Below are 12,351 nucleotides of genomic sequence, written 5' to 3'. Positions count from 1 at the left end.
GGTGAATTGCAATAAGATCAATATATCGATCCTACCGTGCGGCACGTCAGTCGGCGAAGTAGCGGTTGCGGCCGTTTTGCTTGGCGACGTACAGCCGGGCGTCGGCGGCGCGCACCACGGCGCTGGCGTCCTGGCTGTCGAGCGGCGGCACCGCTGTCGCCAGGCCCATGCTGATCGACACGTAGGGCGCCGTCGGCGAGGCCGCGTGCGCCAGATTGAGCTTGCGCACCACGTCGATGATGCGGCTGGCGACCACCTGCGTACCCTCGGCGCCTTCCTGCGGCAGCAACAGGATGAATTCCTCGCCGCCGTAGCGGGCCAGCAAATCCTGCGGCCGCGAGGCGCACCCCTTCATCGCCGCGCTGATTTGCTGCAGGCAGGCGTCGCCGGCCTGGTGACCGTAGTGGTCGTTGTAGAGCTTGAAGTGGTCGATGTCGATCATGATCACCGACAGCGGCAGGCCGGCGCGCGCGCAGCGGCGCCATTCGGCGTCGATGGTGTCGTTGAAGTGGCGGCGGTTGGCCACGCCGGTCAGGCCGTCGGTCAGGCTCAGCTCGCGCATGGCGTCGGCCTGGCGCTTGATGGTCAGCTGGCTGCGCACGCGCGCGCGCACCACGGCCACGTTGAACGGCTTGCTGATGAAGTCGACGGCGCCGGCCTCGAGCGCGCGGGTCTCGTCCTCGGGCTGGCTGAGGGCGGTGACGAAGATGATCGGGATGTCCTGCAACCGGGGCGAGGCGCGCAGCGCGCCGCAGACGGCGTAGCCGTCCATGCCGGGCATGACGGCGTCGAGCAGGATCAGGTCCGGTTGCTGGGCCAGCGCGATGTCGAGCGCCTTTTCGCCGTCGAGCGCGAACAGCACCTCATGTTCGTCGCGCAGCGCATGGTGCAGGATCTGGATGTTCTCCATGGCGTCGTCCACCACGAGGATGCGCCCATTCCTGGCCAGGTCGGTCCAACTCATGCACTTTCCTTTCGCTGCAACATATTCTCCACCAGTTTAGCCGCAGTGCTGAAATCAAGTGTTTCAACTGCTTCCGCCAAGGCGCCCGATTGCGCCGTCGCTGCGAGGGCGGGCCGCAGCTCCCGGAAGTGCTCCAAGGCCTTCAGGTTGTTATTCTGAAGCAAACTTTGCAGCTCCGCCAGCTTTTGCGGTAAATCGGACGCATCGGTGTTGCCAACCGGCATATCCTGGTTCGCCGCCGCCATCCCCCGTATCGAGGCGGTGACCACGTCCAGCGCGGTCGCCAGCTGGTCCAGCGCCGTGTCGAGCCCGCCACTGTCGGCCTCGCCGCCCTGGTGGAGGGCGGTTTCGACAAGCGCACTCAGCCGGGCGACATCGCCGGCGCCGAGGTTGGAGGCGACGCCGCGCAGCCGGTGCAGCGCCTGCGCCGCCTGCTGGGGCTGGCCGTCGGCCAGCAGCGCGCGCACCTCGTCCACTGTGCCGCCCTGGGATTGTTCGAAGCGGCGCAGCAGCGCCGCCAGCGCTCCGCGGTCGCCGCCAAGGCGGGCCAGCGCGGCGTCGACGTCGATGCCGGGCAGGGCGGTGTCGGGGCGGGCGGCCGTGGCGGGCGCCGGATCGGCCGTGACAGCCGTGGCCGGTGGCGATGGCGTCGCGCCGGCTGCCTCTACCCCGCCCGGCGCCGCCGATGGCACCAGGCCGGTGAGCACGGCGATCAGGTCCTCCACATCGATCGGCTTGGCGACGTGGGCGTCCATGCCGGCGGCCTGGGCGCGGCGGCGGTCGTCCTCCATGACGTTGGCGGTCATGGCCACCACCGGCAAGCTCAGGCCGGCCGCGCGCAACGCCGCCGTGGCGTCATAGCCGTTAAGCACCGGCATTTGCACATCCATCAGCACCACGTCGTAGCGGTCCGGTTCGGCCGTCAGCAAGTCCACCGCCAACTGGCCGTTGCTTCGCACGTCGACGGTGGCGCCGGCGTGCAGAAGGATGTACTGCGCCACTTCCTGGTTGATCTCGTTGTCCTCGACCAGCAGGATGCGCATGCCGGCCAGCCGGCCGTGCAGCGGCGAGGCCGCCTCCGTTCCATCCGCCGGGCCGCCGGCGTCGCCGCCCAGCAGCGCGGCGACGCGCGCCAGTAGCCGCGCCGGGGTGACCGGCTTGGACAGGATGCCCGCCAGCCCCAGGCTGCCTGCGTGCTGCGCCTCGGCCGCCGCCAGGTGTTCGGTGACCATCATCAGCACCGGCGGCAACGGCAGCGCCATGCTGGCGTGGATGTGCTGGAGCAGCGCCGGGCCGTCCATGCCGGGCATGTCGCGGTCGAGCAACAACAGGCCGTAGGGGCGCTCCATACGATGGCTCTCGTGCAGCATGGCCAGCGCCGCCGGGGCGTCGGCGGCGACGGCCGCGCTCCAGCCCAGGTGGGCGCAGGCCGCTTGCAGCGCGGCGCGCACGCTGGCGCTGTCGTCGACGATCAGCAGCGACAGCGCGGCCGCCGCCGCCGGGATAACCGGCGCCGCCGGCGCGGCCAGGCATTCGAACGGGCAGGAGAACAGGAACTCGGCGCCGTGGCCGGCCTCGCTGCGCACCTCGATCGCGCCGCCCATCATGTCGGCCAGCTGGCGGCAGATCGCCAGCCCCAGCCCGACGCCGCCGAACTTGCGGCTGGTGCTGCTGTCGGCCTGCGAGAAGGCGTCGAAGATGTGGGCCTGTTGCTCGGCGGGGATGCCGACGCCAGTGTCGCGCACGCGGAACTCGATCAGCAGCGCGCGCTCGTCCGGGCGCGCCGTGGCGGCCCGCCGCACCGACAGCACCACCTCGCCCTCGGCGGTGAACTTGATGGCGTTGCTCAGCAGATTGAGCAAGACCTGCTGCAGCCGCATCGGGTCGCCCGCCAGCTCGTTGGGCAGGCTGGGGTCGATCTCGAACACCAGCTCGACGCCCTTGTCGGATGCGCTGCCGCTGATGAGCACGCTGATGCTGTCGAGGATCTGTTCGAGCTGGAAGTTCGCGTGCTCGAGCGCGAGCTGGCCGGCCTCGACCCGCGAGAAGTCCAGTACGTCGTTCACCAGGCTCAGCAGCGACTGCGTGGCCAGCTGGATCTTGTCCAGGTAGCCGCGCTCGCGCGGCCCCAGCCCGGCCTCTTGCAGCAGCCGGGCCAGGCCGATGATGGCGTTCATCGGCGTGCGGATCTCGTGGCTCATATTGGCCAGGAACTCGCTCTTGGCGCGGCTGGCGGCCTCGGCGCGGTCGCGCGCGAGCACCAGTTCGACGTTCAGTTCCTGCAGGTGCAGCTCGGTTTCCTTCAGTTCGGTCACGTCCGACACCAGCACGAAAAAGCCGCGCACCTCGCCGTACTGGCCGATGTCGGGGATGTAGTTGACCCAGGTGTAGCTCAGCTGGCCGGAGGGCCAGGTCAGCTCGCTGGCGAAGCCCTGCGGCTCGCCCTGGAGCGCGGCCTGCACGTAGGGCGCGTTGTCGGCGTATTGCCGCTCGCCGAGCACGTCGGCCATGCGCGCGCCCATCATCTGCTCCAGGCTCAGCTGGTACCACTCGAGGAAGTAGCGGTTGGCGAACCGGCAGCACAGGCCGGCGTCCCAGTAGGCCACCATGCCGGGCAGGTTGTCGGTCACGGTGCGCACGAACTGTTCGCTTTCGCCCAGGCGCTCGATGGTGGCGCGCAGCGCCTCCTTGGCCTGCTTGCGCTCGGTGATGTCGAGCGAGATGCCCAGCACGTGGGTGGCCACGCCGTGCTCGTCGCGCAGCGCCACCTTGCGCGTGGTCAGGTAGCGCGTCTGGCCGCCGACGGTGGTGATGGGCTCCTCGGCGATCTCGGTGATCTCGCCGGGGGGCGAGGCCAGCACGCCGCGGTCGCCGGCGGCGTAGAGTTCGGCCTGCTCGGCCGGCACGAAATCGTAGTCGTTTTTGCCGATCAACGGCTCGCCGCTGGTGTGGCCGAGCAACAGGGCGCCGTAGCGGTTGAACATATCGTAGCGCAGATCGGAGGCACGCTTGAGGAAGATCATCGCCGGCATGTGCTCCACGACAGAGCTGAACAGCTGGCGCGACTGCAGCAGCTCGGCCGCCACGCGCTTCTGGTCGGTCACGTCCAGCAGCAGGCTGGTGATGGCGCTGATCTTGCCGTCCTGGTCGAACTGCGGGTAGTAGCTCAGCACCCAATGGGACAGTTGCTTGGGGTTGGCCGCCGTGTAGCCGGAGCGCTCGATGCCGGTCAGCGGCCGCCCCGTGTCGAGTACGGTGCGGTAGTCGGCCAGCACGCCTTGCCGCACGTTGGTGTCGGTGATCATGTCGCTGAGGTGGCGGCCCAGGTGGGCCACCACTTTTTGTCCGTTCAACGCCGCCATGTAGTCGTTGATGCGGATTACCCGCAGCTCGCTGTCGACATAGCTCAGGCCGACGGGGGCGGTGGCGTACAGTGTTTCAAGCTGGGCGCGCGACTTTTCCAGTTGCGAGGTGCGCTCGTCGACCAGCTTTTCCAGTTCGTGGCGGTGGGCCCGCAGGTCGCCCTCGAGCGCGTGGAAGGCGTCTGCCACCGCCTGCGCCTCGCGAAAACTCATCGGTTGCACGGTGAACGGCGCGCCGCTGGCCAGCGCCTCGGCCGGGCCGACCAGATCGCGCACCGAGCGCGCGATGCGTCCGCCGACGAACCACGCCAGCGAAAAGCCGGCCAGCAGCACCAGCCCCATGGCCAGCGAGATGGTGGTGACGGCGCGCAGCAGTTCCTCCAGCGCCTTGGCCTGCGGCGTGGCGATGGCGACGGTGGCGCCGCTGACGGGCGAGCGGCTGTAGCCCAGGTAGACCGGCGTGCCCTCGGTGTCCTCGGTCGCCAGCAGCGCGTCGGACGATTGCAGCAGCCGGGCGCGCAGGGTGGCGTCGGCCGGCTGGCCCAGCACCTGGCGCGGTCCGCCGGCCTGCGCCACGATGGTGCCGTCGCCGTCGTACAAGGTCATCGACTGGTGCGGCTGGATTTTCTCGTCGCGCAGGATGGCCGTCAGTCGGTCCGGCTTGAGCAGGACGGTCATGGCGTACGCCACGTGGGTGTCGATGAACACCGGCACGTCGACCGCCAGCAGCGCGCTGCCGGCGACGTAGATGATCGACAGCTGCGGGCGGGCGCTGTGGAACAGCGGCGCCAGCCGTTTGCTGTTGTTGACCTGGTTGAAGGTGTCCGGCAACGGCGCGCCGACGTGCATGGCCACGCCGCCGGTCTCGTCGCTCAATAAAAATTGCGATGCGGGAAATTGCGGCCCCAGCAGGCCACCGGCCTGGACCCGCAATCCGCCCTTGTCGATTTCGCGGATGCTGGGCGAGGTCGCCAGCGCCATGGCCGCGCCCTCGCTCTGGATCAGGTCGCGGTCGATGGCGGCGGCCACCATGCGCGCGGCCTGGCGGGTGTCCTCCATCAGGGTGGCGCGTTCGCGGCTGTAGAACTGCCGCACCACGGCGCCGAAGCCCACCGCCGCCGGCAACGCGCACGCCAGCACGAGCAGCGCGATCTGCGAGCGGATCGAAGGCAGGGGGGGACTGGGTTTTCTTTCTGGCACTGGCACTGGCACGTGGAGGGCTCCCGGCAACCGGTTGATATCAGGCTGGCAGGAGGATAGTAGCCGAGCCTGGCAGTTTCAGAAAGTGTTTTGTCCTGGACTGGAGGAGAATCCGCAGGCGGCGCGTGGCGGATTACGCTGCGCTAATCCGCCCTACGTGTCTCCAGGGTGAATCACATGTCCTTGGCCGCGCAATCAACTGACCACGAAGACACGTAGGGCGGATTAGCGCGAAGCGCGTAATCCGCCACCGAGCCGCCAATACAGCCACCTAAAAGAACAACGCGGTCCGCTGGATCACGCTGCCGTCGTTGGTGTACGGTCCGGTCGCGCGCACCGAGCCGGTGTTGAACTTGCCGTCATCGAGTTTGCTGTCGACCTGCTCGGCGAACGAATCGGGCAGATTGTCGAGCCGCACGCCGTTGCCGCCGCGTCCCCCGACCACGTCATTGTAGATGTACACCGCGCCGCCCTGGGCGCTGGTCATGAAATCAGTGGTGCCGTTGAACGAGCCGGTGATGAAGCCCGACAGCGCCAGATGCTGCGGCGCCAGTTGGTACTCGGCGATCTGGCCGTCGCCGTTGCCGTTGCCGGTGGCGCCGGGCGCATGGCTGGTGCCTTGCACATCGTCACCCGGCAGCGCGCGGAATTTGTCCTGGTAGGCGTTGACGGCGGCCGTCAGCGACGTCGATTGCTGAATGATATTCTTGACGCGGGCGCTGTCGATCAGGCCCTGTCCCTTCAACACGCCGCCCAGCAGCAGGCCGATGATGACGAGCACGATGGCGATTTCAACCAGGGTAAAGCCGCGTTGGCGCAGAGGGGGGGCAGGGGGCGTACGCATGGGGTGATTCCTTTCTTCAGTGCAGCAATTTGTTGATGCTATATTACAGCAAGGTTTATGGCTTGGGACCACCGTCCCGCAGGTTCGGAGCGTTTGATCGATTCAGTTGATCAAGCCGGTCCGATAAAAACTTCAGCTCGTGCGGATCGGTGATCAAACCGTCGCGCAACAGGCCGCCGATCAGCGCGCGGGCGCTGTCGAGTTCATTCATGTCTTCCAGGATGAACACTTCCATTTCGCGCGCCCACGCCGGGACTTGCGGACCGGTCGCGCGCAGCCGGATCGCCTGCGCGTAGCGGCGCGCCAGCGGCAGGTCGTGCAGCCGGTGCCTGGCCACCAGCGCCGCGTGCGCCAGCCATGGCCAGCGCCGGTTCGGGTCTTCGTCAAAGCGGGCATAAACGAATTCAAGCATGACGCGGGCGCGCGCCGGATCGGCGACCGCGCCATATACCTCGCTGGCCGCCAGCAACGGGTACTGGCCGCGCGGATCGAGCTCCAGCACGCGTTGCAGCCACAGGGCGACCTTGCCGTAGTCGAGATCGCGCCAGGCGATGCTCAGCCCGGCCTGCTCGTCGAAGCCTTGCACGTACAGCATGGTCAACTTGGACAACGCCACCGGCTCGCCTAGCGCCGCCAGCCGCAACGCCGCCAGCGACGGCGCCGGCGGCAAATCCCGCGCCCGCGCGCGCGGCGGCGCGGCGAGGGCCTGCCACAGTATTTGCAGCACCAGGGTCAACGCCAGCAGCGCGAGCACCGCGCGCGGCACCGCACTGAAAGGTTTGACGTGCGCGCGCATGCTCATATCCGCTTGCGGTAAAGATCGAACAAGCCGGCGGCGGCCATCAGCGCCACATAAATGACGGTCTGCGCGCCGATGGCAAGCAGGTCGGCGGCGCCGCCGTCGTGGTAGACCAGCCAGTCGCTGCGGGTAAACCGGTCCAGGTGCGGCAGCAGCAGCGCCACGCCGTCGATGGCGGTGGTCAGCGCCTGCTGGCCGGCGCTTTGCGCCGCGCTGGCGCCGTGGCCCAGCAACTGCAGCGTGCCGATGGCGCGCGCCAGCACATAAAAGGCGAAGGCGGCGGCCAGCGCCGGCAGTACCTGGCTCAGGGTCAGCATGCACAACAGGCTGAAGGCGGCGACGATCCAGCATTCGCACAGCAGCGACACGGCCCACAGCGCCGCCTGCGCCGGCGGCGCGAAAAACAGCGCCAGCGCGCCGAACAGCACGGCCGGCAGCACGGCCAGCGCGGCGAAGCCGGCCAGCTTGCCCAGCAGGTAGACGGCGCGCGGCATCGGCAGCGCCATCAGGAGTTCCAGTCCCTTGTCGTTGGCTTCGCGCACCATGCTGGTGACAACGAAGGTGGCGATCAAAAACACCGCCGCCAGCCGCAGCACCGCGCCCAGCAGCGCGGCCTGCAACTGGCGGCTTTCGGTCAGCGCCAACTCGTTCAGGAAGCCGCTGACGCCGACCGCGCCCAGCGCCATCACGAGCAGCAGCCACAGCAGCCGGTTGCGCAGCGCTTCGAGCAGGGTGTAGCGGGCGATGGTGAGGGCGGCCAGAGTGCGCATCACGGCAACTTTTGCGCCGCCACCATGCGGTTGTACAGGATGTTGGGCGAAATCCAGATGACGATATCGTCGAACTCGCCGCCGGCGCCGCGCGGATCGGTGCTGGCCGGACGGCTGATCAGCGCCACGCCCCCGCTTTGCAGATTGGTCTTTTCGTCGATATTGTTGCTGCCGGCGTCGAGGATGCGGGTGTTCTGGTCGCTGGTGCCGCCGTAGCCGTTGCGCCCGAACGACATGATGGCCGCCGGAATATCGTCGACGTCGGTGGACGGCACGAGGTCGCCGCCGCCGCTGGTACTGCGCGTGGCGATGGTGATGTCGCGCTTGGTCGTGAGCGTGAAGAAGGCGGTGCTGTCGGCGAACGCCGGCGTGACGCTGTAGGCCAATATCCGGCCCCAGCCGTCGAGCCGGCCCACGCCCAGGGTCGCCCATGGCAGGTAGCCGAAGCGCTTGTTACAGACCGCGCCGGAGCGGTCCTCGCGGCCGTCGGCGGCCGAGATGGCCGGGCAGGGCAGGTAGCCGTTGCGCAGGGCGTAGCCCATCAGCGCTTCCTTGGCCTCGTCCATGGCGCGCACCGTCTCGCTGACGCGGCGCTGTTCCAGTTGCGACGACAGCGGCGCCACCAGGCCGCCGATCATCAGGCCGACGACCAGCAGGACGATGGCGATTTCGACGATGGTAAAGCCGGATTGTCGGTGGCGTGAAGGCATGTAAGGGTAAGAAGTCATATTGGTCGATACCGGCGGGCGGTCAGCGCTTGGGCGCCGAGGCGCGCACGCGGTTGCGTATCATCGGCAGCGGCACCCAGCTGACCACGTTGCTGAAGCTGCCGCCGATGCTGCGCGGCTCGCCGGTGGCGGCGCGCGCCATGAAATCGTGCACGGCGACCTCGTTGGCCTGCTCGTCGAGGTTGTCCATTACGCCGCTTAGCTGCGGGATGCCGTCGACGCTCACGCCCAGATGCTTGCCGCTGGAATAAATGACCGCCGGCGCGCAGCGGTCGTCGGCGCGGCAATTGGCCGAGCCGGCGCGGTAAAACACGGTGCCGTCGTCGTTGCGGTCCAACACGGTCTTGTCGGCCTCCACCGTATCGTCGAGATTGCCGTTGGCAAAATCGCGCGACACGCTGTAGCGCAGCAGCTTGTTCCAGCCGTCGCCCGGCACCAGGCCCAGTGTTATCCACGGCAAAAAGCCGGTGCAATCGGCGTCGCTGGTGCAAGGACGGGGATTTTCGCGGCCATCGGTGGCCGACAGCGCCGGGCGCGGCAGTCGCCGGTGCAGGATGGCGTAGCCCAGCAGCGCCTCGCGCGCCTGCGCCAGCGACTCGCGCGTGAGCGCCTGCGGACGCAATTCGCCGGACGGCGGACTGAATAAACTCATCAACAGCGACGACGCCCCCAGGCCCAGTACGACCAGCAACAGCAGCAGCGCGGCGCCGCGCTGGCGTCGCGGCAAGGCCGGACGGCGCCGCCGGAACGGCTGAAGGCGCTCACGGTTCATTGATGTCCTTGACGCGGCCATCGGCCAGGTCGTAGCGCTGGCCCGGCCGCAGCAGAACTTTTTTGCCGGAGGGCAGGGTGACGGTCAGCGCCTTTTTGTTACGGTTGCTGAACTTGTTCTGCGGACCGCTTTGCGGGACATTGTTGAGCCATACGGTGCTGCGCCCGCTGCTGCTGCGCACGACTCCGTTCATCTCAAGCTGTTCCGGCGCGGGCGGAGCGGGTGGCGGCGCGTCGGGATCCAGGCCTTGCGTCCCGGCGGGCGGCATCATACCTGGCTGTGCGCTACCGGGCTGCGCGCCCTGCGCCCCTGGCGGCGGCATATTGCCCGGCACCCCGGGCGGCAAAAAGTAGTCGGACGGCGCCCCTGGCTGAACCTGAGCCCCCGCCGGCCCGTTGACGGTAGTAGAAATCACCTTGCCGCGATTGGCGTCCAGCGCCGACCGCTCAGCCGGCGTATTAAACAAGCGCCCCAAACCCGGATCGGCATAAGCGAAATGACACGCGGTCAATAAAATGAGCCCCGCGACGGCGACGTACCACGGAGACACGTAGGGCGGATTAGCGCAGCGTAATCCGCCAAGCGCCGCCTCCGGCCCATGATCAATGATCAAGCTCATGCCTTGCCCTTCCTACGCTCAGCCACGGGCGCCACCTTCGGCGCTGGCGCCATCGTAATCCAGTTCAGCGTGCAATCCGCGCCCAAGGTCGGACTTGCCGCCGCCCCCGGCGCCCCGGCCACTACCCCCAGCCGCTTGATCGAACAATCCTGCACCGCAAAGAAACTGCGCTCGCGCAAATCCCCAAGGAAATCGAACAAATCCATCTCGTGCAGCAACTCCATATGCAAGCGCATGCGGCTGCCCTGCAACTGGTACTCACCCAGATCCAGCGCCGACTCCAGCCTTACCGGCTGCTGCGGGTCGATCTCATAGCTCAGCGGCAGCAGCTTGCGCTGCTCCTGCGTCTGCCGGATCGCATCGACCCATTCCAGCCGCTTCTCCTCGCCGATCAGCCCGCGCTCGCGCAACTCGATATACCGTTGCTGGAAGTTACGGATATCGCGCTTTTCATTATCCACATGCGCATAACGCGAATAAGCAGCGTCGCGCACGCGCTGCACCCTTTGCAGCTCCGCGTCCGCGTCCTGCTGGCGCCAGCCGGTGACGAGCACGCAGGTCATGCCGATCGTGACCGCGGCGACGGCGGTCAGCACGGCCGTGCGGATCAGATCGAACTCGTTGATCCAGTAGGGCAGCGCGACCTTGGCGCGCGGCGGCTTTTTGCCGGTGACGGGATTGGTGCTCATGGCTGCCACACTAGGTTCAGGGAGAATTTGGCGCGCGTCTCGACCGCCTGCACGCCGGCCTTGCCGTTGAGCTTGACGGACGAGCGTGTGTCGAGCGGCGGCTTGTCGACCTCGACGATCAGGCGCGGATGGCTGGCCAGTTGCTGCGCGAACAGGTTCATCGTGTTGACGGCGTTGCGGTAGTCGTCCTGGTCGGTCATGATTTCCGCCTCCAGCAGCAGCGCCTGCGGCGGCCGCCCCGGTATGCCCGCCAGCAGCGACGACATCGGCGCCACCTGGCCGGCGCCGCCCATATCGGCCGCGCCACCCTGGACGCCGGCCTGGCCGCTGATCTGCGTGGCCGGCAGATTGACCTTCCAGTCCAGCTGCAACAGCCGGATCTGCGGCGATTGTTCGAGCGCGGCGCTGACGATGCCCATCAACTGTTGCGGCCCCGGCCCCTGCGTCACCAGCATGCGCTCGACATTGACGGCGGCCCGCATGTTGGCGGTGGTGGTCACGCGCGGCGGCATCGCGGCCATGACGGCGCCGTAGCGCTGGTCGTACGACGACGCCTCGGCGGCCAGCCGCGCGGTATCGTCACGCGCATCGCCCAGTTGCCACAGGTTGATGCCGGCCAGTACCGCGCAGCCGGCCGCCAGCACGCCGCTGAACAGATACAGGTTGACGCGCGCGCGCCACAGCTTGAAGTAGCGTTGCAACGGCCCCAGGGTGTAGTGGCTGGGCGGACGCGTGCGGGCCAGGAAGGCCAGCATCAGCGGATCGGTCAGCGTCAGGGCCAGGTCGGCGACGTCGCCGTTGTTGGGCCCGGTCTTGGTCTTGATGCCGAGCCGGTCGGTCACGCCCTCCAGCGGGATGAAGCGGAACGCCGTCTCGGCGCCTTCCTCGCATTGCGCTTCCAGCGCGGGAATGGCGGCGGCGGGGGCGATCACCGCCGTCTCCAGCACATTGCCGCGCGCCATCAGCCGCACGCTGGTCAGGAATTGCTGGGTCTTGCCGGTCTCGGTGCCGATGTTGACGGCGTCGCCGTCGCGGTCGATGGCCGGCGTCAGCCGCGAGAATTTCAACTGGCCGTTCTGGAAGTAGCTCTGGCGCCAGCCGGCCGACTGTTGCGTCACCAGCAGCAGGTGCTCGTCGCGCATGGCCAGCTTGCGCACCAGCGCCTCGCTCAGCAGGGTGGTCGAGTACAGGCCGGCCAGCGGTATTTTCAATTGTTCGAGCGCCTCGGCCCACGGCTGCACCGACGACGGGTTGGTCAGCGCCGACAGCAGCATGATGTCGTCGCGCCGGCCCAGCGCCTCGCGGCCCTGCACCTCGTGGTGGCGGAACGGCGTCTCGCGGTATTGCTGCAGCAGGCGCCGCTGCATCAGCTTGGCGCCGGCGCGGCCGCCCACGTGCGGCACGTGGACGCGCTGGAAGTCTTCCTCGATCAGGTCGGCCAGCAGGTAGACCGGCGCGTGGTTGCCATGGTCGATGTAGTCCATGAAATCGTCGATGCCGGCGCGGTCGTTGTTGAAGCGGACGCCGCCGGTCAAGCGTCCGTTGCGCCACTGGTAGGCGTGCAGCTGTTCGCTGCTGAGATAGAGTAGGTGTTTGCTCGTCAC

The 12,351-nt window shown here is 67.9% G+C and carries 10 protein-coding genes; all 10 read right to left on the bottom strand.

Annotation, left to right across the window (positions count from 1 at the left end; translation table 11 throughout):
* Positions 1-46 precede the first annotated feature (46 nt).
* Positions 47-964, bottom strand: a complete 918-nt coding sequence (locus NHH88_20585; protein USX12086.1) for a diguanylate cyclase — start codon at positions 962-964, stop codon at positions 47-49.
* Complete coding sequence (locus NHH88_20580; GenBank protein ID USX12085.1) at positions 961-5,526, bottom strand: response regulator; 4,566 nt, start codon at positions 5,524-5,526, stop codon at positions 961-963. Before NHH88_20580 ends, NHH88_20585 begins: the two co-directional genes overlap by 4 nt.
* A 271-nt stretch (positions 5,527-5,797) precedes the next feature.
* Complete coding sequence (locus NHH88_20575; protein ID USX12084.1) at positions 5,798-6,370, bottom strand: prepilin-type N-terminal cleavage/methylation domain-containing protein; 573 nt, start codon at positions 6,368-6,370, stop codon at positions 5,798-5,800.
* Positions 6,371-6,425: 55 nt separating this feature from the next.
* The gene (locus tag NHH88_20570; protein USX12083.1) at positions 6,426-7,166 is read right to left on the bottom strand and encodes a hypothetical protein; all 741 of its coding nucleotides are present in this window, start codon (positions 7,164-7,166) and stop codon (positions 6,426-6,428) included.
* 2 nt (positions 7,167-7,168) lie between these two features.
* Complete coding sequence (locus tag NHH88_20565; GenBank protein USX17391.1) at positions 7,169-7,939, bottom strand: ABC transporter permease; 771 nt, start codon at positions 7,937-7,939, stop codon at positions 7,169-7,171.
* Positions 7,939-8,667 (bottom strand): type II secretion system GspH family protein, encoded by a 729-nt coding sequence (locus NHH88_20560; GenBank protein USX12082.1) that lies wholly within the window; start codon positions 8,665-8,667, stop codon positions 7,939-7,941. Before NHH88_20560 ends, NHH88_20565 begins: the two co-directional genes overlap by 1 nt.
* 22 nt (positions 8,668-8,689) lie before the next feature.
* On the bottom strand, positions 8,690-9,439 hold the full coding sequence (locus tag NHH88_20555) for a hypothetical protein (GenBank protein USX12081.1): 750 nt from the start codon (positions 9,437-9,439) through the stop codon (positions 8,690-8,692).
* Positions 9,429-10,058, bottom strand: a complete 630-nt coding sequence (locus NHH88_20550) for a hypothetical protein (protein ID USX12080.1) — start codon at positions 10,056-10,058, stop codon at positions 9,429-9,431. Before NHH88_20550 ends, NHH88_20555 begins: the two co-directional genes overlap by 11 nt.
* Positions 10,055-10,747 (bottom strand): hypothetical protein, encoded by a 693-nt coding sequence (locus tag NHH88_20545; GenBank protein USX12079.1) that lies wholly within the window; start codon positions 10,745-10,747, stop codon positions 10,055-10,057. The genes NHH88_20550 and NHH88_20545 overlap by 4 nt, the downstream gene beginning before the upstream one ends.
* On the bottom strand, positions 10,744-12,351 hold the full coding sequence (locus tag NHH88_20540; GenBank protein USX12078.1) for a hypothetical protein: 1,608 nt from the start codon (positions 12,349-12,351) through the stop codon (positions 10,744-10,746). The genes NHH88_20545 and NHH88_20540 overlap by 4 nt, the downstream gene beginning before the upstream one ends.

The sequence above is a fragment of the Oxalobacteraceae bacterium OTU3CAMAD1 genome (genome assembly GCA_024123915.1).
GTDB lineage: Bacteria > Pseudomonadota > Gammaproteobacteria > Burkholderiales > Burkholderiaceae_D > Rugamonas.
This window is presented reverse-complemented; position numbering and strand designations above follow the sequence as displayed.